The 26,662-nt window shown below is 44.3% G+C and carries 18 protein-coding genes; 11 read left to right on the forward strand and 7 right to left on the reverse strand.

Annotation, left to right across the window (positions count from 1 at the left end; genetic code table 11):
* Positions 1-335: 335 nt before the first annotated feature.
* On the reverse strand, positions 336-785 hold the full coding sequence (locus BM156_RS03065) for an OsmC family protein (RefSeq protein ID WP_093918343.1): 450 nt from the start codon (positions 783-785) through the stop codon (positions 336-338).
* Between the two features lie 125 nt (positions 786-910).
* On the opposite strand from BM156_RS03065, the gene BM156_RS03070 reads away from it, so the two are divergent.
* Complete coding sequence (locus tag BM156_RS03070) at positions 911-1,576, forward strand: Crp/Fnr family transcriptional regulator (protein WP_093918344.1); 666 nt, start codon at positions 911-913, stop codon at positions 1,574-1,576.
* A 57-nt stretch (positions 1,577-1,633) separates the two neighbouring features.
* Here the strand turns inward: BM156_RS03070 and BM156_RS03075 are convergent, their stop codons facing one another.
* The 3 genes from BM156_RS03075 to porE form a co-directional block, all read right to left on the reverse strand.
* Positions 1,634-2,392, reverse strand: a complete 759-nt coding sequence (locus tag BM156_RS03075) for a DUF5995 family protein (protein ID WP_093918345.1) — start codon at positions 2,390-2,392, stop codon at positions 1,634-1,636.
* 524 nt (positions 2,393-2,916) lie between these two features.
* Positions 2,917-4,173, reverse strand: coding sequence for a threonine ammonia-lyase (ilvA, locus tag BM156_RS03080; RefSeq protein WP_093918346.1), 1,257 nt, complete (start codon positions 4,171-4,173; stop codon positions 2,917-2,919).
* 597 nt (positions 4,174-4,770) lie between these two features.
* Positions 4,771-6,771 carry a PorE family type IX secretion system protein gene (gene porE / locus BM156_RS03085; protein WP_170846842.1) on the reverse strand — a complete coding sequence of 667 codons (2,001 nt, stop codon included), beginning with the start codon at positions 6,769-6,771 and terminating at the stop codon, positions 4,771-4,773.
* Between the two features lie 121 nt (positions 6,772-6,892).
* Here porE and BM156_RS03090 point away from each other — a divergent pair, with 121 nt between their 5' ends.
* The 4 genes from BM156_RS03090 (at position 6,893) to BM156_RS03105 (ending at position 13,927) form a co-directional block, all read left to right on the forward strand.
* On the forward strand, positions 6,893-7,519 hold the full coding sequence (locus BM156_RS03090; RefSeq protein WP_093918348.1) for an RNA polymerase sigma factor: 627 nt from the start codon (positions 6,893-6,895) through the stop codon (positions 7,517-7,519).
* 68 nt (positions 7,520-7,587) lie between these two features.
* Complete coding sequence (locus BM156_RS03095; RefSeq protein ID WP_093918349.1) at positions 7,588-8,691, forward strand: FecR family protein; 1,104 nt, start codon at positions 7,588-7,590, stop codon at positions 8,689-8,691.
* A 151-nt stretch (positions 8,692-8,842) separates the two neighbouring features.
* Positions 8,843-12,115: a TonB-dependent receptor gene (locus tag BM156_RS03100; RefSeq protein ID WP_212733392.1), complete on the forward strand. Its 3,273-nt coding sequence runs from the start codon at positions 8,843-8,845 to the stop codon at positions 12,113-12,115.
* Positions 12,116-12,214: 99 nt separating this feature from the next.
* On the forward strand, positions 12,215-13,927 hold the full coding sequence (locus BM156_RS03105; RefSeq protein WP_093918677.1) for a RagB/SusD family nutrient uptake outer membrane protein: 1,713 nt from the start codon (positions 12,215-12,217) through the stop codon (positions 13,925-13,927).
* A gap of 144 nt (positions 13,928-14,071) precedes the next feature.
* On the opposite strand, the gene BM156_RS03110 is transcribed toward BM156_RS03105, so the two are convergent.
* Entirely contained in the window at positions 14,072-16,261 is a 2,190-nt protein-coding gene (locus BM156_RS03110; protein ID WP_093918350.1) for a glutamine synthetase III family protein, read from the reverse strand.
* A 406-nt stretch (positions 16,262-16,667) separates the two neighbouring features.
* Between BM156_RS03110 and BM156_RS03115 the strand changes: the two genes are divergently transcribed.
* From BM156_RS03115 to BM156_RS03130, 4 genes are all read left to right on the forward strand, one after another.
* Entirely contained in the window at positions 16,668-18,026 is a 1,359-nt protein-coding gene (locus tag BM156_RS03115; RefSeq protein WP_093918351.1) for a glutamine synthetase family protein, read from the forward strand.
* Positions 18,027-18,144: 118 nt separating this feature from the next.
* A complete protein-coding gene (locus tag BM156_RS03120; RefSeq protein ID WP_093918678.1) occupies positions 18,145-19,188 on the forward strand; it encodes an aminoglycoside phosphotransferase/kinase family protein in 1,044 nt (347 codons plus the stop codon).
* A gap of 4 nt (positions 19,189-19,192) precedes the next feature.
* Positions 19,193-20,041 (forward strand): HAD-IIA family hydrolase, encoded by an 849-nt coding sequence (locus BM156_RS03125; protein ID WP_093918352.1) that lies wholly within the window; start codon positions 19,193-19,195, stop codon positions 20,039-20,041.
* A 115-nt stretch (positions 20,042-20,156) separates the two neighbouring features.
* Positions 20,157-21,062, forward strand: coding sequence for a mechanosensitive ion channel family protein (locus BM156_RS03130; RefSeq protein ID WP_093918353.1), 906 nt, complete (start codon positions 20,157-20,159; stop codon positions 21,060-21,062).
* Here the strand turns inward: BM156_RS03130 and BM156_RS03135 are convergent.
* Complete coding sequence (locus BM156_RS03135) at positions 21,059-22,192, reverse strand: pyridoxal phosphate-dependent aminotransferase (RefSeq protein WP_093918354.1); 1,134 nt, start codon at positions 22,190-22,192, stop codon at positions 21,059-21,061. The genes BM156_RS03130 and BM156_RS03135 overlap by 4 nt on opposite strands.
* Before the next feature lie 108 nt (positions 22,193-22,300).
* Positions 22,301-23,317 (reverse strand): glutamine synthetase beta-grasp domain-containing protein, encoded by a 1,017-nt coding sequence (locus BM156_RS03140; protein ID WP_093918355.1) that lies wholly within the window; start codon positions 23,315-23,317, stop codon positions 22,301-22,303.
* Between the two features lie 448 nt (positions 23,318-23,765).
* On the opposite strand from BM156_RS03140, the gene BM156_RS03145 reads away from it, so the two are divergent.
* A complete protein-coding gene (locus BM156_RS03145; RefSeq protein WP_212733393.1) occupies positions 23,766-25,292 on the forward strand; it encodes a TldD/PmbA family protein in 1,527 nt (508 codons plus the stop codon).
* A gap of 33 nt (positions 25,293-25,325) precedes the next feature.
* Positions 25,326-26,642 carry a TldD/PmbA family protein gene (locus BM156_RS03150; protein ID WP_170846843.1) on the forward strand — a complete coding sequence of 439 codons (1,317 nt, stop codon included), beginning with the start codon at positions 25,326-25,328 and terminating at the stop codon, positions 26,640-26,642.
* Positions 26,643-26,662 lie beyond the last annotated feature (20 nt).

The following is a 26,662-nucleotide window of genomic DNA, read 5'->3' on the forward strand; positions in this document are numbered from 1 at the left end:
ACTCGCTCAATAAGAATGAAATAGTTTGATGAATTCGTGAATGTCTGGATTTAACCCAAAAAGTAGGTGTTTAATGGGTGCGGCGGATTCCGATCCGCCGGAAGTTGTCAGCGGGTTAGAGATGACCTTGCCCGTAGTGTAGTCGCGGATCGGAATCTGCGACACCCGGGGAAGGGCTATGCACCCCACATGCTGACTATGGGTTATCCTCACGGTTATTCAATTTACACGAGGTTTAGCCTAGCCGAATCCCAATAAAAAACCCGGACTGAGCGATCGCGAAGGATCATCAGACCGGGTGCATGTATGTAGTTGTTTTTTTGTTGTGTGCTTGGCTAGCCAAGCTTAACCTCCACCGGAGTTTCGCGGCTAAGGTTATCCAATACCGGGCTACGTTCGGCCATGATGCTCTTCCATTGCTCCACTGTTTGAGCATCGGCATTGGTTTCGGGTTGCAGGCTAATGCTAATGCCTTGGTAGCCTGCGCGGTCTTCGGTAGGCATGCCAAATAGTTTCATGGGGTTAAGCTGTCCTGTGATGTTAATCTTCAGGTCGGTTAATTCCATCTCCAGTTCTTGCGCCACCTTGAAACCCAGGATATGCATGCATCCCGCCAGCCCAGTCAAGATGTACTCTACCGGGTTTGGTGCCTGGTCGGTTCCACCCAACTGGCTGGGCTCGTCGATTAGCACATTAAACTGTCGTACTTTTATTTCAGCAACAGAATTGGATTTTGTTGTTGATGCTACGTTAAAATCGATTATTTGATCTTGTAATGTTTCCATCTGAAAAGTTTTAATTTAATACTTTTACAAAACTAGCGCTTTAGCTGCGGGCTACATCGTCCGCAGCTGTGTATTAAGAAATAGCCAGGGGTGTAACTTTACACCCTGTTTAATGATTGTAGTTTATGGAAATAGTTTATCCAACGGGCAGTACCTGCATTAATGAGCTTCGTGTTGACGAGAAGGCCGAACTGTTTGACAGCGGCCGATACCTGGATTTTAAGCAGGGCGAGCTGGTGGTTAAAAAAGGAGCACCGGTTCATGATTTGTACCTGATTCAGGACGGAACTGTTGAGTTGACCCTCGACGATGAGCGGACCAAGAAATCGCTGATGTTGCTTTTCTCGGGTGAAATCATTGGCATTAACTGTGCTTACTCAACAAGGAACTATCGGTTTTCGGCCCGGGCACTTACCGATTGCAAAGTGCTGATTATCGATTATCAGCTGTTTTCCCGTTTGCTGACAAGTAATCCGCGCTTTTCGATGGCTTTTATTCAGTACATCTCGATGGTGAATGAGAATTTCCTGAACTGGCATATGAAGCTGACCGAGCGGAACTCCGCCGGTGCACTGGCTTTTCTGTTGTGCGAATTTGAAAAGAGCTATGGGCAGCGGTCGTTTGAACTGCCATTGACCCGAAGCGACATGGCCCGGGTAATTGGTTTCTCGAAGGAGAGTGTCCTGAAAAACCTGGCCGATTTTAGGAAGGAAGGCCTCGTGGAAAGTGAAGGACGGAAAATAACCATCGTAGATCTTGCACGCCTTCAGGATATTTCAACCTATGGGTAAGCAGAAAAATCAGGCTGGTACGCTTGCTGATTCTACTACCGAAAAATCGACTAGTTACTAGGCCTTTAGTTTCTTGATTTTTTGAGGGATGGTGCCCCGTTCGGTGAGACGAACCATGGCAAGGACGGTGTTGGCAATTAAACCGGGTTCGAGGACGACGACTACTTTAGTGGCTACCCGTTGGTCACGTTGACCGATAAAATCAGCCTGCTGCTCAGGTGGTGTTTGATGCAGCTGGGTAGCAAATTTCCAGGCGCCATCGCGGGCCAGCTGCATGCTGAAATCAACCAGGTAATCATCCACTTCGCCGGTCCATTTCAGGATGTATTTCAGGGCTGGCCAAATGCGAGATAGTTTGTTCTGAACCTCGTGTACCAAGGAAGAGAGAATGGCATTGATCCGGTTGAAATCGTTGTGCAAATCGTCGAGTTGTTTGCCAGCCATGATTTGAGTGGCTGCAATTCCCAAATCGAGGTTGATATGCGCATTCATGCCCAGCAATAAATGTTGCAACACGATGGGCCAGTAGTTGTGCGAAACAGCAAAAGCCTGTTGCCACGACCCCGTGACAGCTGCCCCGTCCTGCCAGGCATACCAGGCATCGAGGTAGCGTTGGGCAAACAGCACATCGAGCTGTTCCATGCGCGGGCTATCATCAAAAAAGTTGTTGGCTATGCCTTCTTTTACCTGGATGGTGACTTGCTGATACAGGGCGGCAAAGTAGCCCGCCGGATCGTTGTTCTGCTCGCTGACTCGGATAATGTGATCCAGCAGGTCAATGACTTCATCGATGGTTTGTGGTTTTGGTGCAGGCATGAGCGAAAACCTTAGTTTTTGAATAAGAGTTTGTTAGATTAAGGTATGCAACGGTTTTCCTGCAGATAAAGTTCAGGAGTTTCTGGGGAGATAAGTTCCTAAGTTCAAAGTTCCTGAGTACATAAGTTCCTGAGTCCCTAAGTTCATTCCACCACTCGAACCTTCTAATATTCTAATCTTCCTTTGCTCTTACCTCTCTGCCCTTGGCTCTCCGTCCGCTAGTTCAAATAGAGAAACAGATCGGGTTAAAGCCTGGAAGTTCGCAGTCCCTGAGTCTCTATGAACTCAAGCTTTTCCCAGAAGTTCTCGGATTACACTGATATAAAATCTCTGTGTTCTCTGTGGTTTGGAATATTTAGATTTGAAAAAACAGTTCTTCTATTGACACATTTGAAGCAGGAGGGTGCAGACTTGGAAATTCAAAGTTCCTATGTCCCTAAGTTCATTCCACCACTCGAACCTTCTAATACTCTAATCTTCCTTCGCTCTCCAGTCTCCCTTTTCCTGTTTCCTGTCACCGTTCGTTAGATCAAATACTGGAACAGATCGGGCTTGTCATTCACATACTCATAGACAAAGCCATTCTCTTGCATGCGGGTTAACAGTCCCTCCACATCTTTGTGATCTTGAACTTCGATGCCTACAAAAGCGGGGCCCCGTTCACGGCTGTTCTTTTTGGTGTACTCAAAGTGGGTGATGTCATCTGTTGGTCCCAGTACGCGTTCTACAAAGTCGCGTAGAGCTCCGGCCCGCTGCGGAAAGCGAACGATGAAATAGTGCTTCAGCCCTTCGAACAGAAGGGAGCGTTCTTTAATCTCTTCGGTGCGGGTGATGTCGTTGTTGCTACCCGAAACAATGCACACGACATTCTTCCCTTTAATTTGATTGGCGTAATAATCCAGAGCGGCAATTGACAAGGCTCCGGCTGGTTCAACAACGATGGCATCGCGGTTATAGAGCTCCAGAATTTTGGTGCAGATGCGTCCCTCCGGAACAATGACAATGTCGTCAATAACCTGCTGACAAATTTGAAAAGGAAGGTCGCCCACCCGTTGCACGGCTGCCCCATCAACAAACTTATCGATATTTTCGAGGGTGACCACTTCGCCTTTTTTTAAGGACTCGCTCATGGAAGGTGCTCCGGCTGGCTCAACACCAATGATCTTGGTATTGGGGCTCATTTGTTTGAAATAACTTCCAACACCGGCAATAAGGCCGCCGCCACCAATAGGCACAAACAGGTAATCAATCTGGCAGGTGGAGTCCTGCAAAATTTCAAGGGCTGTTGTGGCCTGTCCCTCAATAATCAGGGGATCGTCAAAAGGCGGGATGAACGTTTTTTTGTTTTCGGTGCAATCTTTCCAGGCTTCGCTGCTGGCCGCATCGTAAGTGTCGCCGTGCAAGACAATCTCTACAAACTGCTTCCCAAACATTTTCACCTGCTTAATTTTTTGGCGCGGTGTTGTGGTGGGCATGTATATTTTCCCTTGAATACCCAGTTTTTGGCAAGAATAGGCAACTCCCTGTGCATGGTTTCCAGCGCTGGCACAAACAATACCGTTCTTCAGTTGCTCGGCACTCAGGCTTTTAATTTTGTTGTATGCTCCCCGAATTTTGTAGGAACGAACGATTTGCAGGTCTTCGCGCTTAAGATAAACCTGCGCACTGAATTGCTCCGACAGATTTAAATTTTCGGTTAAGGGGGTGGCGCTCAATATTTCGTTTAAGGTCAGCTTGGCCTTATTAACATTCTGCAGGCTTGGGAAATAAGATTTTGTCATTTGTCTGAATTTTCTGGTCATTGCTATAAAACAAACGAACGAAGCATCTTGCTTGCTTAGTCTCCTTCAGCGGGTAGTCTCTTTCCTCCAATGTGTTGAAAATATCCAGGAAGCGTCGTTTTCTGTTCGGCTGTTTTCTCTTTGCAAAAATAAGCGTCTTTCTGCCATAAGAAAAGCAATTGCGTTTATTTTGTGTGAAGGATTTTTGAGGAGGGAAACATAGACTCCTTTTAAAGACCTGAGACCTATTTTTTCTTTGCTTGCTGTTGCCCTTCGGATGAATGTTTGAAGTTCCAGGTTTCAAGTTTCAAGTTCAGGAAAACACACTTATCTCTGCTCACAGATCTGTTTGAAATCGTTTGCTTTTATCGAAGGCCTTTGCGTTTTTGGACTAACCCGCTATGGATTAAAGAGTCGATCTTTCGTGACCGATCGCAAGATCACTGTCTTTAATCATGAAGTTTTCTCTTTCATCAATCTTTGTTCCGGTTTCCTTTTGATTTTTGCCTCCTGCTTGTCGTAGTCTTTGATCTAAAGCCTATTGACTGTTATTTCTCCTCTTTCCCCATGCACTCTGCTCCTTGCCCCGGCTCTTCCTTACTCTTCGACCTCGGGAGCGAAGCGCTCGTGGAAATCGGTAGAAAGCACTCGAAATTCGGTTCTCCGGTTGAGTGCTTTGGCGATCTCCTGCTGTTCGGGTGTTAGCCCGTTGATGAATTCTTCTGTCAGCTCATCGTTGCGTTGCAGGAATTCGTATTGTTTGGCCATGGTGCGGGTAACTTTTTTCGGCCAGGTTTCGCCATAGCCCTTAGCCACCAAACGATCAGGATTAATTCCTTTCTGAATGAGGTAATCAACGACTGATTGCGCCCGTTTTTGCGACAGGTTAAAGTTGAATTGCTCAGAACCGACAAAGTCGGTATGCGCCATCAACTCAATGGTGATGGTTGGGTTAAGGGTCAGGATGTCAACCAGACTGTCGAGTGCCGACACCGATTCCGGTAAAAGTTCCCAACTTCCAAATTCGTAGTTGATGTTATCAATTTTGATTGGTGCATCGGTTGGCGTCAGGTACAGGTCAAGCCGGAAGTCTTTGCTGTCTGCCAATCCAATGGTGGATTCGCGCCCTTTGTCGTTCAGGAAGCCATCTTTAAAGGCTGCAAAAACATATTCGGTTTCCGGGTTCAGCTTCATCTGGAACTTGCCGTCATCAGCACGCATTTTCAGGTTGGTTCCGTCAGTCCCAATGATTCGGATACGGGCGCCATCCAAGCGCTGGCTGGTTTCTTTGTTGTAAATTTCGCCGGCAATGCGGAAAATCTTTGGCGGCAGGTAAAAGGAGTAAATATCATCGCTTCGGGAGCCTTTCCGGTTCGATGCAAAAAGCCCACGGGTTTCTTCGCCTTCAATAAATGCCATGCCAAAATCATCGCCTGATGAGTTGATGGGGGCTTTCATGTTTTGAATGTGCCATTCTCCATCTTCATTACGAGTCGCTTTGAAAATGTCCAGTCCGCCCATGCCCATGTGGTAGTTCGAAGAGAAATACAATTCACCATTGGAACGGATGGTCGGGAAGACTTCATCGCCAGGGGTGTTGATCTTTGCCCCCAGGTTAACAGGCGTGCCGAAAGTAGCTCCACTGCGAACACTCATCCAAATGTCTTTGCCACCAAATCCGCCGGGTTTGTCCGATACAAAGTAAAGCGTGTCGCCATTGGCAGATAAGGATGGGTGAGCAGCTATCAGACTGTCTCCAAGCAATTCAAGCTTAACTGGCTCCGACCAATCTCCGCGCGACATCTTAACGCGATAGAGTTCGGCACCAAGATCTTCCTGTTTGTTGTAGCGTGCCCGGGTGAAAATCATTTCATCACCACTACTGGAAAGGGTAACGGCTCCTTCTTCATCAGGCGTGTTAATCAGGCCTGACTCATCAATCAGTTTGGGAGCTCCCCACTTTTGACGCTGAACCTGGTATTCAACCCGAAAGATATCGGCAAACTGTTCGCCGGTAATGTTGTTCTCTTTCTTCCCAACGTTATTCTCGCGGGTCGAAGTCATTAAAATTTCATTGTCACGTCCACCCACAAAAACAGGGGCGTAGTCGGCGTATTTCGAATTTAACTCACGCACGGAGTTAACGACATAGCGTGTTGGCTTATCCTCCCAGTCCTGAATGTAACGGCAAGCATCCAAGCCATTAATGGCTTGTACATCCTGCGGAACGGAGTCGAGGTACTGTTGGTAAGCTTCAATCGCTTCTTCGTATTTCTTGGTTGCCCGCAAACAATCGGCATAGTGGAGCACGGCTTTAAAATCGGGGTGTTGCCGGCGAATGGCGTTTTTGTACCAAATGGCAGCTTTGCCGTACTCGCCAATTGCCCGGTAAGCCTCTGCCATATGGTAAGCCATTTCCATTTTATGCTGTAAGTTATCATCTTTGCGATAAGCTTTACGGTATTTTTCGGTCGCCCGATAGTATTCTCCAATCTCATAGGAAAGTTGACCTGATCGATAATATTTTTGGGAAGAACAAGCTCCCAGGATCAGCAGGACCAACGAAAGGCTAATGACAGCTAAATACGTTCGCTTCATGAATATAGGCAGATTTAGGCGATAAAAGTAACCAATTTTGTTCGTTATGGAAAAACGAAAAATGTAAAGATAAAGTATATATATTGCGATATTCGTAAATAATTCTCTTTTTTTGAGGTACATGAATGGGAAGGAAGAAATACCGATGAGCTTGGTTTGGAATCAAATGAAAGCAGGCAATGAGCAAGGATTGTCTGACTTGTTTACTCGTTTGTATCCGGACTTGTACCTCTATGGGATGAAGATTTTCAACCTTCCGGACTTGGTAAAAGACTCGATTCAAGATGTTTTCGTTCGGGTGTGGGAGAAACGGAAAACCTTAGGGGAAGTGTTGAATCCGAAAGCATACCTGATCACGGCCTTAAGGCGTAAGCTTTTTGAAAATAAAGAACGCTACTTTGCAGCGGATGCTGAGATACTGACTAAGATTTCGGAGAAGCAAGCTTTTTCCTTTGTCGAAAATGAGTTTACAGAGATTCCCGAGATTTCAGAAAAGCTTCGTGAAAGCCTGATCGCCACCATCAATGACTTACCGGAACGCCAACGCGAGCTGGTTTTTCTACGGTTTTACTATAATTTGAAATACCTCGAAATTGCTGATATTCTGAATGTGAAAGAGCAAACGGTGAAAAACCTGATGCAGCGAACCATGGGCAGCCTAAGTTCTAAACTCGACCGCAAACAGTGGGAGCGGATGGATGATTTAGATGGACTTCTCTTTACCTTTTTTGTTTTTGTGAAAAAATAGTACTGATTTCCCTAGTACCTTTTTCAACTTTTGCCTTCTATACTTGTAAATGGCAATAATAGTTGACTATGGAACCAGAAGGGAAATTGATAAAATTGCTGGCTGACGAGACGTTTCAGGATGCTATTCGAACGTCTAAAGATGCGACTGCTGAGGAGCAAAAGGCATTGATGATCAGCTATGGAATTCGTGCTGAGGAGTTGGCTTATGCTTACAAGCTGCTAACGGCGATGAAGCTTGAATCTGTTCAGCCAGATGCTGCAGAGGTGGCCTATGCTTTGGCTCGCTTGAAGAGTCAGGTTCATGAAAAACAAAAAGGAAACGGACGGCAAACTTCTTCAAAAGATAAAATCTTGCTACTGATTACCCGGGTGGCTGCGGTTTTAGCCTTTCCATTATTACTCACTTCAATTTATCTTTTTTATCAGACCAATTCCACAGACATCACTCTTGGGGAGGAACAAACAGCTGAAAATTACAATACCTTTTTTGCTAGTCCTGGTGCAAAAACTCAAGTTGTTTTGCCTGATGGCTCATTGGTTTGGCTAAACTCAGGAAGTAGCCTTTCATGTCCTCCGGTTTTCTCGGCAAAGCTGCGACGGGTGCATCTTGAAGGGGAAGCTTACTTTGAAGTGGTATCTAATAAGCAGGTGCCGATGCTGGTTGAAACCGATCATTTATCGGTGAAGGTTTATGGAACCAAGTTCAATGTAAATGCTTTTGTAGATGAGGAGATCATTGAAACAACGCTGGTTGAAGGAAAAGTAACCATGATTCCGGCAAATAGCAGAAAAGAGTATGCCTTGGAGCCCGGATATGCAGCCCAATATCGTATAGACGGGAACGAGATAACCGCTTGGCGAGTTGAAGATATGGATGCTTTCACTGGTTGGAAAGACGGAAAATTGCTGTTTCGGAATGAACAGTTCAGTGACATTGTGAACGACCTGGAGCGCTGGTACAATGTGGATATCGAGTTGAAAGACCCTTCCCTGGGGCGCTTGAACTTGTATGCCACCTTTGTTGATGAAAGCATTGAGCAGGTGTTCTCCATTCTGTCCAGTTCCATTCCCATCAAGGTTGACTATCCAGCTCGAAAGCGGCAGGCTGACGGGAGTTATGCCAGACGGAAGATTGTCGTGAGCAGAGATCACAATCGAATTATTAATTAAAAACAATACAGATTAGAAAAGTATGAAAAAACAGATTCGCCTATGAAATAAGTCTTTTAAATGAAGAACAGGAAAGAGCTGCAACTCCCCCCTGTTCGGATGTAAAAAAATTCTATGATTTATTAAAACACTAACAAATCAATTCAAAAGTATGAAAAAAAACAGAGGATTGTATGCCTGTGGCTTAATACTCAGGCATCCCCAGAAAATTGTATTAAAAATGAAGTTTACGATTTTGTTTATAATGCTGGGACTTGTGCAGTCATTCGCATTAGACGCATATGCCCAGTCAGCGAGGTTTTCGCTAGACCTTCATAATGCCAAGGTAGTTGACGCTTTGCTTCGGATTGAAGATCAAAGCGATTATTATTTTGTTTATAATAAAGAGGCCATCGATTTGGACCGTACCGTACAAGTTGATGTTAAAAACCGCAGTATTGAAGAGGTGTTGGATCTTCTTTTTGCAGATACCAATGTAAACTACCAGATTTCAGAAAGACATATCATTCTTTCGACTTTGCAGCTGACACAGGATAACCGGACGGTAACCGGAAAAGTGACTGATCCAACAGGAGGGCCACTGCCAGGGGTAACCGTTGCGATTAAAGGAACGACCCAGGGAACCATCACGGATATCGATGGCCGTTTTGAGCTGTCGGGCGTGACTTCAGAAGCGACTTTGGTCTTCTCTTTTGTAGGCATGAGGAGTCAGGAGATTGTTGTTGGAAGCCAAACCTCTTTCAATATTATATTGGAGGAGGAAACCATTGGTATGGATGAGGTTGTTGTGGTTGGTTATGGAACGCAACGCAAAGAGAGTTTAACCGGCTCGATGCAAACGGTGAATAGCGAAAAACTGAAAGATGTAACAACTCCTTCGGTTGAGAATATGTTGAGTGGTAAAGCGCCGGGTGTTTATGTGGCTCCAGGAAGTGGACAGCCAGGTGCAGCCGGAGCAATTATCATTCGTGGTAAATCAACGGTGAATGGAAGCAATGACCCGCTTTGGGTAATCGATGGTGTTATTGTTGGTTCTGATGCTGGTGCTCTAAATCCTTCCGATGTTGAGACGATTACAATCTTGAAAGATGCGGCATCGACGGCAATTTACGGTTCGCAGGGAGCCAACGGTGTGATTGTGGTTACCACCAATAAAGCGAAAGCGGATAAAATGACGATTAAAGCATCGGCAAAGTTGGCACTAACCAGTTTAGATCGCGGTAACCTGGAAGTGATGAATGGTGCTGAGTTGTATGACTATTATAAGTCTTTTGGCAATGTTGATGAGATTTCTTTTCCTCGATGGAATGACGATTTGCGGAATAGCAACTTTGATTGGTGGGATTTAGCCAGTCAAACGGGAATTGCACAGGACTATAATGTGTCTATTGCCGGGGGTAAAGAAAAAGTGAAATCTTACCTGTCGGTTGGTGTTTATGACGAAGAAGGAGCCGTAAAAGGTTACGACTACAAGCGTTATAATTTCCGCTATAAAACAGATTTTGAATTTACGCCTTGGTTGAATATCAGGCCTTCGGTTGCCGGATCAAAAAGAGATATTTCAGATCAGCAACATGCTGTTAGTGCGATGTACTCTAATTTGCCTTGGGACAGCGCATATGATGAAGAAGGAAATATTGTTGAAAACTACTCGAGTAGCTGGGTAAACAGTAACAGTACAAACTATTTGCACGACTTGCAATGGAACCGTAGTGAGTCAACAACTTATGAGTTTATGGGTAACCTTGATTTTGATGTTAAGCTTACCGATTGGTTGACGTTCTCTTCTGTCAATAACTTCAAATGGAGAGGATACTCCAGCAATAGCTACACGGATCCTCGTTCCTCAGCGGGAGAAGGAGTTAATGGTCGTTTGGAAGAATACCAGTCTAATTTAACTCGCCGGTATACAAACCAGTTGTTGCGCATCAATAAGGTTTGGGAAAACCATAGTTTAAATGCAATGGTGGCCTATGAGTTTAATGATTATAGACACAAGGAGATTAAAGCTATCGGTACCGGATTTGTCCCCGGATTTGAAGTTCTGGATGTCACAGCTAAGCCAGAAGCAACAGAGGGGAAAATTAATGAATGGGCTGTACAATCAACCTTTTTGAATGCTCATTATGGTTACGATGGACGCTATTATGCTCAGTTGTCTTTAAGACGTGATGGTGCTTCGAACTTTGGTGATAACGCCAAGTATGGAAACTTCTTCTCAATCAGTGGAGGATGGAGTATCAACCGGGAGCAATGGTTTAACAGCGACTGGGTAGATGTACTAAAACTTCGCCTTTCCTATGGTTCTGTGGGTAACCGTCCAAATTCGTTGTATCCTCAGTATGACTTGTATTCTGTATCACAAAGTTATAATGAAGTTCCGGGAGCACTTATTTCGCAAATTGGGAATAAGGATCTGACTTGGGAAAAAACCTATACAACTGGTATCGGTTTAGATTTGGCTTTCTTTAAACGCCTACGGATGACTGTGGATCTGTATGATAAAAACACGAGCAATTTGCTTTATGCTGTTCCTGTTTCTGGGCTTACTGGAGTTACCCGTCTTTGGCGTAACGTTGGTGAGTTGAACAATAAAGGGTTTGAAGTTACTATGGGCGTCGATATCATTAAGACCAAAGATTTATTCTGGAGTTTTGATGCAAACTTGGGGTTGAACCGAAACAAAATTGAGAAGCTTTATGGTGACCGTGCCGAAATTATTGTAGGTGATGGTTCGGGCATTGCTGGTGGTGCCAATAAATTGTGGAAGCCAGGAGTTGATAGCGATACTTGGTATGTTCGTGAGTGGGCTGGAGTAGATCCTGAAAATGGCGATGCACTTTGGTATACAACTGCTGAGGATGGAAGCCGTGTGACTACCAACGAATATGATAAGGCTGACCTTGTAAAAGCCGGAGCTTATACGCCTGACTTTTTTGGTGGTTTCTCAACGCAACTGAACTATAAGGACTTTGATTTTAGTGCTGTTTTTGGTTATTCAGTAGGTGGTAAAATTTATAATTATACACGTGCAGAGTATGACTCAGATGGTGCTTACACCGATCGTAACCAAATGCGATTAATGGATGATTGGTCTCGCTGGGAAAAACCTGGTGATATTGCGACACATCCACTGCCTAGCTATAATAATTCAAGCAATTCAAATAAAGCATCATCTCGCTACTTGGAAGACGGTGATTATTTGAAATTGCGAAATGTTACTTTGGGTTATAATTTGGCATTGCCAGAATACTATATTTCTAATTTGAGATTGTTTGTTTCAGGTGAAAACCTGCTTACTCTGACTAACTACTCTGGTGTTGATCCCGAAATTCCTCCTAAAGAAGGAAAAGTAACAGGGGTAACAACAACAGTTTATCCATCAACTCGTAAATTCATCTTCGGAGTTAACTTAACATTCTAAGAGTAACCAAGAATTTGAAGGTAATATTTCTGATTTGTAACGATGAAAAAAAATACAAACATGAGAATTAGTAATAAGATGACAATAAAGATCAGACCAATGAAAAAAATAGCCATTCTGTTGCTTGCTGGAGCTAGCCTGTTTACAGCCTGTGAGATCGAACGTTTACCTTATGGGTCTATGGCATCAGAGTCTGTCGTTGATGATCCGGATGGATCAATGGATGCCTTGTTGAACGGGTGTTACGCTCAGATGAAAGCCTGGTCGGATGTGATGCACCGTTGTGGCGAGTATGCTGGGGATAACATGATGATCCGGGGGACTTCTACGGATTCATTCTATGAATTTATTTCATACTCCCGGACGCCTAACAATGGCCGTTTGCAAACATTTTGGGATAACAGTTATAAAGTAATTGCGCAGTCTTCCAACATTATTGATATGATTGATGAGGGAATTAGCGAAGAAGTTGATAGTAAGTTAGGCGAATGCTATTACCTGCGCGGACTGATGTATTTTTATCTGTGTCGCGCCTATGGCCGTCCCTATTACCAAAGTCCTGATCAAAATTTGGGTGTGCCAATTGTGAATGGGACTCCTGAGGATATGAATAACCTGGAATTACCTGATCGCTCAACGGTTGCCCAAACTTATGAGCAAGCAATCAGCGATTTGAAAAAAGCAGAAAGCTTGTTGTCAGATGAAGGAGAGTCAATTCGGGCATCTAAAGGAGCAGCTCAGGCCATGTTGTCACGGGTGTATCTTTATATGAGTGGAACTTGGGAAAGCCCGAATACGGAATATGCAACCTTAGCCGTTGATTATGCCAACCGTGTGATTGACTCTGGCTATTACGAGTTGCTTGATCGGGAGACCTTCATGCAATACACAACCTTTACGCCAGAGCAAAATGCAGAGACGATTTTTGCGGTAAAACGTGTTGCTTCAGAATTCTCCGGTTACGACCATTACTACGGAATTGGTGGAATGTATGCCAATATTGGCGGTATGGGCTGGGGTGAAATGTACGCCAGTGCCAAATACCTGACTTTGTTGGATGAAACAGGACGAAACGACTGGCGCGAAGAATCTCGCAAGTTGGTTGATGCTCGTGCTGCTTTTATCGATCCTCAATATACCGATGAAAAGAGAGAAGTATTCCGCTTCATTAAAAATGTTTATTCCTCTGGGGTACATGTCAATTACAACTACGTACAAGCACCGACAACCCATTCGGGAGAAACTGTGACTTGTGTTGATGGGGATCAAACCTATACTCTGACAGCGGTTGATGCAGCACAAGGAATATACAGTGTTGATTACAGTGATGGAAACACGTATACCGGTGTCTTGGATTATGAGATGCGTTTAAATAGAGCTTATCCAATGTTCTATATCACCAAAGCTTCGTTGGAAGGAGAAGAGTCGCATTTGCACTCTCCAGTGATTTCGCGTTTGGGAGAAGTTTACTTGAACCGTGCAGAGGCACAGGCGAAGTTGGGAAACTACCCGGGAGCGCTTGAGGATTTGAACACCATTCGTGAGCGTTCTATCCCGGGAGCTGGCTATGGAAGCTTGAATGCAGAGACGGCACCAGAGTTGATCGAAAAAGAGCGTCAGCTGGAGTTGGCCTATCAGGCTGAAAGAAGTTATGATGTGTTCCGTAACGGACGTTCGTTGACTCGTCGTTACCCGGGGCCTCATGGTGCGATGGAGGAAGTTCTGCCAACGGACTACCGGGTGGTTTACTACATTCCGCAGGATGCTATTAACTCCTATCCGGGAACATTAACTCAAAATCCAACCAATTAATCAAAGCAAATAGCCGATTGGAAAGATTTGGCATAGGAGCCGCTTCAGTGATTTACTGGAGCGGTTTTTTTGTGCTTTTCAGCGAAGAAGCTGAAATAAAAAACGCCAGACATTACATCCGGCGTTTTTTTCGTTTAACGGGTCTTATCTTACAAAAAGTAATTCGCGGTATTTTGGCAATGGCCAAAGCTCGTTGTCCACAATCAATTCAAGTTTGTCGATGTGGTAACGAATATCGTTTAGGTATGGGCGTACGGTACGATCGTAAACTTTTGCCTTTTCGATCGAGTCTTCAATGACATTGGCTACTTTCCTTGCTTCAATCATTTCCCGCACTTTCGCTTTAATGGCAGAAATGTGTCCTCCGATCTCTCGGATTAGTTCTTTCCGGGCATGTGCCAGCTCTTCAAACTCTTCCTCCGAGAACACTTCCTTAAGGTTGCGAACGTTGGTTAACAGCGTTGTTTGATACTGAACAGCTGTTGGCACAATGTGGTTAATCGCCAGATCGCCAAGAACACGGGCTTCAATCTGCACTTTCATGGTGAACTTCTCGAATTCAACTTCGGTACGTCCTTCCAATTCTGTTTCAGTCAGCACTTGTTGTGAAGCAAACAACTTTTTAACAGGCTCTGTTAAGTAACGTTCCAGTGCTTCAGGAACACTGTTGATGTTGCTCAATCCTCGTTTTTGAGCTTCAACAACCCAATCGTTGCTATAGCCGTCACCATCAAAACGGATCGGCTTAGTGTTGATGATGAGTTTTTTCAGAATTTGGAAGATGGCTTCATCTTTCTTAACTCCGCTTTCGATGAGTTTGTCAACATCAATTTTGAACTGGTCAAGTTGAGCTGCTACTGCCGTGTTGAGGGCAATTAATGAAGATGCACAGTTGGCTGATGAACCAGCAGCACGGAACTCAAAACGGTTACCAGTGAAGGCAAAAGGTGAGGTCCTGTTGCGATCGGTATTGTCCAGAATAATTTCAGGAATTCGGCCAATATTTAGTTTCAAAGCGGTTTTCTCGTCCGGAGTCATTTTGCGGTCAACAACAGCTTCTTCCATCAGGTCAAGCATCTTGCTAACTTCAGTTCCTAAGAATACCGAGAGAATTGACGGTGGTGCTTCGTTGGCTCCCAAACGGTGTGAGTTGGAGTCGCTGATGATGCTGGCGCGCATCAAATCCTGATTGTCGTAAACAGCTTTCATGGCATTAACGACAAAGGTTAAGAACTGCAGATTTGATTTTGGATTTTTGCCTGGAGAATAAAGGTTTACGCCGGTGTCGGTTGACAAGGACCAGTTGTTGTGTTTCCCGGAACCATTGATGCCAGCAAAAGGCTTCTCGTGGAACAGTACCCTGAAATAGTGTCTGCGGGCAACTTTCTTCATGATGTCCATGAGCAGCTGGTTGTGGTCGTTGGCCAGGTTGGCTTCTTCAAAAATTGGAGCCGCCTCAAACTGGTTGGGAGCAACCTCATTATGTCTTGTTTTTAAGGGAATTCCCAGCTTGTAAGCTTCATTTTCCAAATCTTCCATGTAGCGGTAAACACGGGTTGGGATGGAGCTGAAGTAGTGGTCGTCAAGCTGTTGATCTTTTGATGATGCATGTCCCATCAGTGTCCGGCCGGTTAGAACCAAGTCGGGACGAGCCGAAAACAGGGCTTCATCAATCAGGAAATATTCTTGTTCCCAGCCAAGGTTTGCTGTTACCTTGGTAACATTTTTATCGAAATAAAGACACACGGCAGTTGCTGCTTTATCGACAGCCTGAATTGATTTCAGCAGAGGGGTTTTGTAGTCGAGCGCTTCGCCGGTGTATGAAATAAAGACCGTAGGAATACATAAGGTTCCGTCAACAATAAAAGCTGGCGACGAAGCATCCCAGGCAGTATATCCGCGAGCCTCAAACGTTTGGCGAATTCCTCCACTTGGGAACGATGAAGCATCAGGTTCTTGCTGGGCCAATAGTTTTCCGCTAAAGGCTTCAACAACGCCATTTTCTTCTCCGTGAACAATAAAAGCATCATGCTTTTCTGCAGTTCCATCGGTTAGTGGGTGAAACCAGTGGGTGTAGTGTGTAGCTCCATTTTCAGTAGCCCATGCTTTCATTCCCTGAGCAACTTGGTCTGCCATTTTACGGTCAACAGCTCTTCCAAGATCAACGGCGTCACACACCGCTTTATATGCTTCTTTGGAGAGGTATTTCTTCATTTTGGGGCGATCAAAGACATTGATGCCGTAAAAGTCCGAAATCAGGTTGTGGTCACGTTTTACCGGAACGGGATGCCGTTCAATAACCTTTTGCAGGGCTTTAAATCTGAATTCTGCCATGATTGAGATATTTAATTAATATAATTTTCAGAAATGGATTGTGTATTAGACGAACCAAAAATACGGATTTTTTAGTTCGATATATTTCATTTTTCTATTTTTTATCCTCCGTTTTAGGGAGGGGAGTAGATTGAAGTTGCCTTTTTTGTTTGCTAGGGGCTGTATTTTTAGGGGAGTATGTGTTTATAGATCCTGTTTTAGGATTTGGATAGTCTATTTTAAATGTGTCTTAATTGTCATTATAGTAAACGAAATGTTATTTGTGGGGCTCGTAACTGTTTGCTATTTTTATGCTGTTGTTGCTTACAATCTGTTTATTTTTAACAAATACCTTGCTTTAAAGGTGTCAATATTCTTATTTTGATGGAAAGTGAGTGGTAATTAAAAGGAAGAGGAGTGTCAGTTTATGGGAAATTCAGAATTGCTTCAGACGATCAGGAAAAGTCATCATCACAAAATAAAGTTTGCGGTAACAGATATTGATGGAATTTTAAGGGGAAAAACCATTCTTAAAGATAAATTTTTGGAGGTTGCCGGAGGGTCTATTGGTTTTTGTGATGTTGTTTTTGGTTGGGATTCCAATGATAAGTGCTATGATAATGTGAAGTTGACTGGCTGGCATACAGCTTATCCAGATGCGAGAGCTCGGTTGGATTTGTCAACTTATCGGACAGTCCCCTGGGACAATGAGTTACCCTTCTTTTTAGCCGATTTTAGTGCGGAGCAAGGACCGGGCTTTGCGGCTTGTCCGCGTAATCTGTTAAGGAAAGTGCGAACGCAAGCCAATGAAATGGGCTATACGCCGGTATTTTCTCAGGAGTTTGAGTGGTTCAATTTTCTAGGAACTTCACGTGAGTTAGCTGATCGGAACTACACGGATCTTAAGCCAATCACGCCAGGTATGTTTGGTTACTCCATGACTCGTCCAACTCAATTTCAGGATTATTTTAATGAGTTGTTTGACTTGCTTCTTCGCTTTCATGTGCCGATTGAAGGGTTGCACACCGAAACGGGGCCTGGTGTTTACGAAGCTTCTATTCGGTATGATGAGGTGTTGGGCGCTGCAGACAAAGCCGTTTTATTCAAGAATGGGGTTAAAGAAATTGCTTCACGCCATGGGATTGTCGCTAGTTTTATGGCGAAATGGCACGATGAGCTTCCGGGGTGCAGTGGTCATTTGCATCAGAGTTTATGGGATGCAGAGCAAGAAAAGAACTTGTTCTATTCTGGAAATAAAAAGAAACCCATGAGTTCGCTTATGGAGAGTTATTTGGCTGGACAATTGTATTGCTTGCCGTTTATTTTACCCATGTATGCGCCAACTGTCAACAGCTATAAGCGATTGCGTGAGGGTGGCTGGACGCCGGTTACAGCGAGTTGGGGCTATGATAATCGGACGACGGCTATTCGGGTGATCAATGGGCAGGAGAAGTCGACCCGATTGGAGATGCGGGTTGCTGGCTCTGATTCAAATCCCTATTTGGGAATGGCTGCTTCGTTGGCTTCGGGCCTTTATGGAATTAAGCAGGGATTGAAGCTGGAGGGCGAGCCAACAGCTGGAAATGAGTATGCTCAAACAAAGCGCGAACGCTTGCCGTCTAATTTGTTGGATGCTACACGAAAAATGAAGGAGTCGAAGATTGCTAGAGAGCTGTTTGGCGATGATTTTGTGGCACATTTTGTAGCGACCCGTGAGTGGGAGTGGCGCGAGTTCTCGTTGGCGGTGACCGATTGGGAGACCAAACGCTATTTTGAGATTATTTGAAGGGGACTGCCGTTGAAAGATTTTGGCGATCTGCAAATAAAAGGATTCTGAGGATGATTAAAAATATTGATTTCTGCTTACTTTTGGGTAGTGACGATTGAATAAAGAAGAACAAATTATGCAAACGCTTGATTATTTTCAGATCATCCGGCAAGCTTGGGAGGAGTTTGATGACCGCCACGAAATCAAAGGTATTTTTGATGTTAGCGCACATGTGTCAACCAATCATGTGTATAAAATTTCATTTTTCGAACGCCAGCCAGTGTTCGCCAAACTGTCCGATTATGGGAACTTTGAGCATTTCAAAGAGGACCATGTCATCATTAATAACCTGGCGAATAATTTGGAAGCTCCGTATGAGAATTTCCTGGCAAAATCGCTGGTGAAGCGCAATGACTTGTTTATTTATCGCTACTACGAGCAGAAGAACTGTGCCTGGGTAGTTTTTTATAACCCAATTAAGATTAAACATCGGATGCCGCGCAGGCTTGAGGGGAAACACATTCGTAAGTTGGGGCGTGAGCTGGCTCGCTTTCATAAAGCGTGTTCCAATGTTAGCAATCAACTGCCTCGCGCTTCAAAAACGGTTGTTACAGATATTCATCGGTTGATGAAAAACCTGAGGACGGAGAAGTTTTGTGCCACGCAGGAGCAAAAAGATTTGCTTATGCGTCAGTGTGATGAGTTCTTGCATCAGGCTGACAGGGTGAACTATTCAACAGAAATTGAGAGCATTCCGGTTTTTGTCGATTGGAATATTGGAAACTTTTCGGTGGGTGGCGATGGTAAGTTTTACTCCCGTTGGGACTATGACTGGTTTCGAGCCTCCTCGCGGGTGATGGATTTTTACTTTTTCAGCCGGGTTGTTTCCGACGTGGGCGATCGAACTGTTTTTAGTTACCTGATTGATCCGCTGATGGAAGATCGTTTTATCATGTTTTTAAAGGAGTATCATCGGATTTTTCCGCTCAATGAGGCTGAAGTGAGGCTGATCAAAGAAGCGTACCGCTTTTTTATTCTGAATTATGTGGTTAAAGATGGAACCCACTTCTTTTTGCCTTCCTATGCCCGTAAGTTACAGAAGGAGGCTTACGATCTTTATATTCCGGCGATTGAGACCAATTATAATGTCGATAAAATATTGAAAGCATTAAAAATTTAGAAAGATGAAGACGAAGGATTTTCGGAGTATCGTAACCAATTACAAGGCAGTCTTTTTCGATGCTTTCGGGGTGTTGAAAAATCACAAGGGAATTATTCCCGGAGTGGAGAATACCTTTGACTTTTTAGATGAGCAAGGAATTGATTATTACATTTTAACGAACGATGCTTCCCGGAGTCCGGAGGCTTTGGCTCAGGTGTATCAAGATAAAGGCATGGTGGGGATTACAACGGATAAGATTATTTCCTCAGGCATGTTAGCGCACGATTGGCTGAAGCTCAAAATAAAATCGGGGCGGGTAGCTTACCTGGGGACCGAGCAGTCGGCTCATTACATCGAAAAAGCGGGCTTGGAAACTCTGTCCATAAATAGGCTGAACCTGGAAGATGTGGATGACATTAAATGCCTGGTGTTTCTGGATGACGAGGGCTTCGACTGGAATGATGATATCAACAAGGTGATCAACCTGTTGCGCAAAAAGAACATGACGGTGATTGTTGCTAATACCGATGTGAATTACCCGGTTAATCGAACCGATATAGCCATCGCTATTGGTGGAATTTCGGATATGGTTGAGCAAATCTTAGGGCGTCATTTTATTCGATTTGGGAAGCCCGATGCGCAGATGTTCATGTTTGCCTATGAAAAAGCTTGTGCCCGGCAGCCAATGACCCGCGATGATGTTCTGATGGTTGGAGATACCTTGTTTACAGATATTATTGGGGGGAATAAATTTGGGATGGATACGGTTTTGGTCCTGTCGGGGAATACCTTGCCCGAAAATGCAAAAATGAAAATCCGTTCAACGGGGATCATTCCAACCTATGTTTGTGGTTCGGTGGCCAGTTTTTAATCTTCATTCTCATTCATGAGGTGATTTGCTTCCGAAGCTTGAATTTGACTTCAGTTCTTTTGCTTTCGCGACCAATATTGTATCTTCCAGAAAAATCTTTGAAAAGTTTCTGGCTATGGAGCGAGTTATCGACTATTTTCAGACACACACCGGGCTAAGTTCCAGTACGCTGAATCGTTTATTTGTATCTGTTGTCATTATTTTCCTACTGTGGGGCTTGCGGATGCTAATCCTGCGAATTGTTTGGAGGCGGACGGAGAATGTTAAGCTTAGGTATCAGTGGAAACGTTCGTTGTCGTTTTTTATCCCTTTTCTTGGTCTCGTGTTGGTAAGTACTGTTTGGTTGCACGCTTTTCGGCAGCTAGGGGCTTTTTTGGGTTTAGTCTCAGCGGGATTGGCAATAGCGCTGAAAGATCCGGTGACCAATATTGCCGGCTGGTTTTTCATTGTTTTGCGTAAGCCTTTTGCTATTGGCGATCGGGTTCAAATTGGCGAGAACAAAGGAGATGTGATTGATATTCGGCTTTTTCAGTTTACTATTTTGGAAGTGGGAAATTGGGTGGATGCCGACCAGAGTACCGGGCGGATTATTCATATTCCTTGTGGTAAGGTTTTCTTGGATGCTCAGGCTAATTATAGTTCTGGATTCAAGTATATTTGGGATGAGTTGGCGGTAAGCATCACTTTTGAAAGTAACTGGGAAAAGGCAAAAGGCTTGCTCGATACGATCGCAAGCAGGCATGCACAGCGATTTAGCAAAGCTGCTGAGCGCGAAATTATTGAGGCCAGTAAAAATTACATGATCTTTTATCAGCACCTGACGCCCATCGTTTATGTGAAAGTTCGGCAGGAATATGGGGTGACCTTGACGATTCGTTTTTTATGTGATCCACGAAAAAGGCGAATGATGGAAAACGAAATCTGGCAAGATATTTTACAGGCATTTGCTAAGGAAGCGGATATCGACTTGGCTTATCCAACCCAGCGTTTTTATAATTTCCCTACTGAAAAACTGCCTTAAAGTGACGTTTTGACATAGGCCTGAGAAATTTCCCGAAGAGCTTCAATTAAAGGCTGGTCTTTTTCTTGTCCCTGCGATGCCACCCGAATGTGTTGCCGGTCGATGCCAATTTTATTGCTACAGTCACGAACATAAAGCCCTTTGTTTTCCAGGAGCCACATTTGAAGTTCGGTAGCCGTCATTCCAAATTCAATTTTCAGAAGAATAAAGTTACTGCCTGTGGGGTAAACTTCGTAGCCCGGGATTTCTTGCAATTGTTGGTAAAGTTGGCGCACATCCTGAATGACCCGCAATCTTGTTTCATGGTAAATGGCATTGGTTTGTTGCAGCTGGTTTAGAAAGAACTCAGCCAGCGAGTTGATGTTCCAAATCGGCATTGCCTGGCGAAGTGTCTGTAAAAAATTCGTGTTGGAAGTACAGCAGTAGCCAAGCCTCAATCCGGGCACTCCGCAGTGTTTGCTCATGCTTCTAACAATAAGCAGGTTGTTGTAGTTAGTAACTTGGTCGAGAAGGCTCGGGATGGCTTCGTTAGCAAAATCGATGAATGACTCATCGAGCAAAACCATTTTCAAATGACGCACTTCGTTTAAAAAATCGGTGAGCTCTTCTTTTGAATGGAGTTGTCCGGTTGGATTCTCGGGGTTAATAATTAGGGCTGCCTCCAGTTTGTTGGCCTTGATCCACTGGGCGTATTCTTTCAAGTTCAGTTGATAGTTCTCTTCTGGATTAAGTTGAAAGAAACGGGCATTGCCAGAATCGGTCAGTTTATCGATGTACTCGCTGAATGTAGGAATGGGGATGGCTAAATCGCCGATCAGGTGCTGTTCAATCAGGGTGATCAGTTCGGTGGCTCCGTTTCCCAATAGTAAATGTTCGCTGTTAACTTCTAAAACCCTGGCGAGTGTTTGTCGGGCCAATTCGGGATTGCTTGAAGGGTAGGCTTTGAGCAGCGAGGGAAGCTTGGCCTGCAGCTCTTCAAGCATAGCTGTTGTCGGGTAATACGGATTCGCTATGAAACAATAGTCGATGACATGGGGTAGTTGATCTTCGCCAACAATATCAATTAGGGCTGGCGAATGGGGGGTGTCCTCGAAGAGCTGGCGGTTTATTTGAAGTTGATTTGGTGTCATGGCACGAATTTTAGCCCACAAAAATACAGAATCCCTTGGTTTGATAAGGGGTGGAAATAAAAAAAGCTGCTCTATTCAGAGCAGCTTTTTGCAATAAAAGTGTCAATCTTATTTTTGTGAACTGTGAACAGTTTCAATAATTACTGCTGCAACACGGTATGGATCTGCGTTTGAAGCAGGACGACGGTCTTCCAAACGTCCTTTCCAGCCATCTTCAACGGTTCCTACAGGAATACGAATTGAAGAACCGCGGTCTGATACACCATAGCTAAAATCATGGATTGAAGCTGTTTCGTGCTTTCCTGTCAAACGTTCGTCGTTGTATGCACCATAAACAGCAATGTGTTTTTTGATGTTGTCGCCACCAAATGCTTCACAAATTGAGGTGAAAACCTCTTTGCCTCCTGAGTCACGCATCAAGCTATTGGAGAAGTTAGCGTGCATCCCAGAGCCGTTCCAGTCAACGTCTTTGCCAAGTGGTTTTGGGTGCCACTCTACGTAAACACCATATTTCTCAGCTGTTCTTTCCAGAAGGAAACGAGATACCCAGATTTGGTCTCCTGCGTCGTGCGCACCTTTAGCAAAAATTTGGTATTCCCACTGTCCGGCAGCAACCTCAGCATTGATTCCTTCTACATTTAATCCGGCTTCCAGGCAAAGGTCAAAATGCTCTTCCACAATCTCGCGTCCAAACATGTATTTTGCACCTACACCACAGTAGTATGGACCTTGAGGTTCAGGATAGCCGTTTAAAGGAAATCCAAGAGGACGGTTGGTTGAAGGATCCATCAGGAAATATTCCTGCTCAAATCCAAACCAGAAATCTTCGTCTTCATCCATGATTGTTGCACGTCCGTTTGAAGCGTGAGGTGTGCCGTCGGCATTCAATACCTCGGTCATAACCAAATATGCGTTCTTGCGATCTGGATCTGGATAAATTGCAACGGGCTTCAATAAACAGTCAGAAGCGCCGCCTTCTGCTTGACGAGTAGAAGATCCATCGAATGACCAAATCGGACAATCTTCTAATTTTCCACTAAAGTTTTCTGCAATTCTGGTTTTAGCCCTTAGGCCTTGAGTTGGTTGGTAGCCATCCAACCAGATATACTCCAATTTTGCCTTCATTTTGTTACAATTTATAAGTTAAATATCAGTTTCCTTTCTGAATTGATGTCAAAAGTAGGTCGGAATGTTTTAAAAATGAATCTTGAGACGACATTTTGTAAAAAGTTAATGTAAAATTTACATAGGACTTTGATTTTTCATGAACATCCCCTCTTTTATGGGGGTGTTTTTGGTTTTTTGGTATTTTTAGTAGTGTAGTGATTTGTTTTTAGAGGGGTGCTTCTATTTTGTTGATTAGTTTTTATTGTTTTGGTCTTGTTTTAGGAGGGGTGTTTGTTTTTTGAGGAGTTCCTTTTTTATTGACCGGGATTCTTTATTTTATAAAGCATAAATCACCTTTTTTAAATAGATATAGCGTAATTTTAAAGACAGAGTACATACAAACGTCAAAGTAGTTCTTCAAAAAAAAATCAAATAGAAACTTACAACCAGATAAATTTTATTCGACATGAGAAACATTGACCGAAGAAAATTTCTTAAGTCTTCCGGTTCGGCTGTGGTAGGAAGTATGCTTTTGCCTGCTTTTGTCCAGTCGTGTCAGGGAGCTTCTGTTTCAGCAGAAATTCAGGCTTACCTGGAGCATTTTGGGGTAGATTTAAAGTTGCTGCAGAAAGTAACCGAAAAAGCCCTGAGTAAAGGTGGCGATTATGCTGACCTCTTTTTTGAGCACAAGATTGTGAATAGCTTGGGCTTGGAAGATGGGAAAGTGAATCGTGCGTTCTCCAACATCGATTTTGGAGTGGGAATCCGGGTATTGAAAGGTGATCAAACCGGATTTGCCTATTCGGAGACAATCACGCCCGAAGCCATGCTGAAAGCCGCAAATACGGCAGCGAATATTGCCAGTGGCAGCCAGGCAGTGTCAGCACAGGAAATCAAAGAGGCGATGCCGGCCAACTATTATACCATTAATAAGTCATGGGAAGATGTCAGCGTACCTGAGAAAATTCCTTTTATTCAGAAGTTGAATGATCAGGTGTTTGATTTAGATTCTCGTGTTTCGAAAGTCAATGCTTTTTTGAACGATGAATCCGCTTATGTGATGTTTTACAGTTCAGAGGGCGTATTAACTTACGATTATCGCCCCATGGTTAGCTTGGGCGTTGTTTGTGTGATGGAGCAAAACGGCCAGCTGGAAAACTCGTATTCCGCCCGTTCCTTCCGGAAAGGCTTTGAGTTTTTAAACCAAGAGGTTGTGGATTTGCTGGCCAATGAGGTGGTTGATCGGACCGCCTTGCTTTTTGATGCAACGAAACCCAAGGCAGGTGAAATGCCTGTTGTGATGGGAGCTGGTGGTTCTGGTATTCTGTTACACGAAGCCATTGGGCATACGTTTGAAGCAGACTTTAACCGCAAGGGAACCTCAATTTTTGCCGATAAAATGGGCAAGAAGGTAGCTGAGAAATTTGTCAATATTGTTGATGATGGCACCTTGGCCGAGAACAGAGGTTCTATCAATATGGATGACGAAGGCAACCGCTCGGAAAAAACCTATTTGGTGAAAGACGGTATTTTAAATAGCTACATCCATGACCGGATTAGTGCTCGCCACTACCAGGTTGATCCAACCGGAAACGGACGTCGGGAGTCGTTCCGCCATGTGCCGCTGCCACGTATGCGGGCAACTTACATGGAGACAGGTCCTCATTCCAGAGAAGATATTATCAGCGATGTGAAGCAGGGAATTTATGTCGATAACTTCAGTAATGGAGAGGTGAAGATTGGTGCTGGTGATTTTACCTTCTACGTGAAGTCGGGTTACCTGATTGAAAATGGAAAGCTGACGCAGCCCATCAAAGACATCAACATTATTGGAAACGGGCCGCAAGCACTTGCGGATATTACCATGTGTGCCAGCGACTATAAAATTGATAATGGAACCTGGACGTGCGGAAAATCCGGACAGTCGGTTCCTGTGACCTGTGGTTTACCAACTGTGCTTGTGAAAAAACTGACTGTTGGAGGTGTAAGTTAGTCAAGTTGAATCATCCTGAAAAAATGAACGAAAATGACACAAGAAGAAAAATATAACTTGGCCAAGTGGGCCATGCAACATGCTCTGGACAGTGGTGCTGATGCCGCAAGTATTGTTATTTCGGAAAGTAAAAGCAGTACCGTTGATGTCAGGGAACAAAAAATTGATACACTCAAAGAAGCCATTCAGAGTAGTTTGAGTGTGCGCTTGTTTGTCGATCAGAAATATTCTGCGCACCGGACAAACCGGTTGGATAAGCAAGAGCTGGCTCATTTTATTGAGCAGGCTATTGCCGGAACCAAATATTTATCGCCCGACCCGTATCGTCAATTGCCTGATCCGGCTTTGTATTACCAGGGGAACGGGCAGGAGCTCGGCACGGTTGATCCGTCCTATGACAAGGTTGATCCGGCAACAAAAGTGAAATTGGCTTTTGATGTGGAGAAGGAAGCTTTTGAAAAGGACGAGCGGATTATTTCGGTATCAGCCAGCTACTCGGACAATACCAACAGCCGCCTGATGGTAACCAGCAATGGTTTTGAAGGTGAAACCAAGAACAGCAGCTTTAGCTTGTCGGCTTCGGTTTCGGTTAATGGTGGCGATGCCCGTCCAAGTGAAGGTTGGTACGAACGTGCGATCTTTTTCGATCAACTGAAAAAATCGGAAATTGGAAGTCTGGCTTTGGAGCGTGCCTTAAAAAAGATTGGGCAGGAGAAAATTAAGTCGGGGAAATACGACATGTTGATTGAAAACAGAGCCGTATCGCGCCTGTTTTATCCGCTGTTAAGTGCGCTTGACGGCTACAGCATTCAGCAAAAGAATTCCTTCCTGATTGACCAGCTGGGTAAAAAAGTGGCTTCGGAGAAGTTAAGCTTGGTTGATGATCCGCTCATCCCTGGAGGACTTGGCTCGAAGTTGTTTGATGGTGAAGGGCTGGCAGCTAAAAAGCGGACTGTCTTTGATAAAGGCGTTCTGGGAACCTATTTTATTGACACTTACTATGCCCGGAAACTGGAGATGGAACCAACCACTGGCGATACTTCCAACCTTGTTTTTGAACTTGGAGACAAGGACTTGGCAAGTATGGTAAAAGGCATGAAGAAGGGGATTTTGGTGACCGGCTTCAACGGTGGAAATACCAATGGCTCAACCGGTGATTTCTCTTACGGTATTGATGGTTTCCTTGTTGAAAACGGAGAAATTATTCAGCCGGTTTCCGAGATGAACATCAGTGGAAACATGAAAAGCTTATGGATGAGCTTGGCGGAACTTGGAAATGATCCGAACCCGATTTCATCCTGGCAAATTCCATCCATGTTGTTTGAAGGCATTGACTTCAGCGGAAGCTAAATCGAATTTTCAGCATAAGA

This window comes from Sunxiuqinia elliptica, from assembly GCF_900113005.1.
Lineage (GTDB): Bacteria > Bacteroidota > Bacteroidia > Bacteroidales > Prolixibacteraceae > Sunxiuqinia > Sunxiuqinia elliptica.

Bases quoted from the DNA above. Each gene is read 5' to 3' on its own strand.
- BM156_RS03065 (WP_093918343.1), bottom strand. From the start codon at position 785: ATGGAAACATTACAAGATCAAATAATCGATTTTAACGTAGCATCAACA.
- BM156_RS03070 (WP_093918344.1), top strand. From the start codon at position 911: ATGGAAATAGTTTATCCAACGGGCAGTACCTGCATTAATGAGCTTCGT.
- BM156_RS03075 (WP_093918345.1), bottom strand. From the start codon at position 2,392: ATGCCTGCACCAAAACCACAAACCATCGATGAAGTCATTGACCTGCTG.
- ilvA (WP_093918346.1), bottom strand. From the start codon at position 4,173: ATGACAAAATCTTATTTCCCAAGCCTGCAGAATGTTAATAAGGCCAAG.
- porE (WP_170846842.1), bottom strand. From the start codon at position 6,771: ATGAAGCGAACGTATTTAGCTGTCATTAGCCTTTCGTTGGTCCTGCTG.
- BM156_RS03090 (WP_093918348.1), top strand. From the start codon at position 6,893: ATGAATGGGAAGGAAGAAATACCGATGAGCTTGGTTTGGAATCAAATG.
- BM156_RS03095 (WP_093918349.1), top strand. From the start codon at position 7,588: ATGGAACCAGAAGGGAAATTGATAAAATTGCTGGCTGACGAGACGTTT.
- BM156_RS03100 (WP_212733392.1), top strand. From the start codon at position 8,843: ATGAAAAAAAACAGAGGATTGTATGCCTGTGGCTTAATACTCAGGCAT.
- BM156_RS03105 (WP_093918677.1), top strand. From the start codon at position 12,215: ATGAAAAAAATAGCCATTCTGTTGCTTGCTGGAGCTAGCCTGTTTACA.
- BM156_RS03110 (WP_093918350.1), bottom strand. From the start codon at position 16,261: ATGGCAGAATTCAGATTTAAAGCCCTGCAAAAGGTTATTGAACGGCAT.
- BM156_RS03115 (WP_093918351.1), top strand. From the start codon at position 16,668: ATGGGAAATTCAGAATTGCTTCAGACGATCAGGAAAAGTCATCATCAC.
- BM156_RS03120 (WP_093918678.1), top strand. From the start codon at position 18,145: ATGCAAACGCTTGATTATTTTCAGATCATCCGGCAAGCTTGGGAGGAG.
- BM156_RS03125 (WP_093918352.1), top strand. From the start codon at position 19,193: ATGAAGACGAAGGATTTTCGGAGTATCGTAACCAATTACAAGGCAGTC.
- BM156_RS03130 (WP_093918353.1), top strand. From the start codon at position 20,157: ATGGAGCGAGTTATCGACTATTTTCAGACACACACCGGGCTAAGTTCC.
- BM156_RS03135 (WP_093918354.1), bottom strand. From the start codon at position 22,192: ATGACACCAAATCAACTTCAAATAAACCGCCAGCTCTTCGAGGACACC.
- BM156_RS03140 (WP_093918355.1), bottom strand. From the start codon at position 23,317: ATGAAGGCAAAATTGGAGTATATCTGGTTGGATGGCTACCAACCAACT.
- BM156_RS03145 (WP_212733393.1), top strand. From the start codon at position 23,766: ATGAGAAACATTGACCGAAGAAAATTTCTTAAGTCTTCCGGTTCGGCT.
- BM156_RS03150 (WP_170846843.1), top strand. From the start codon at position 25,326: ATGACACAAGAAGAAAAATATAACTTGGCCAAGTGGGCCATGCAACAT.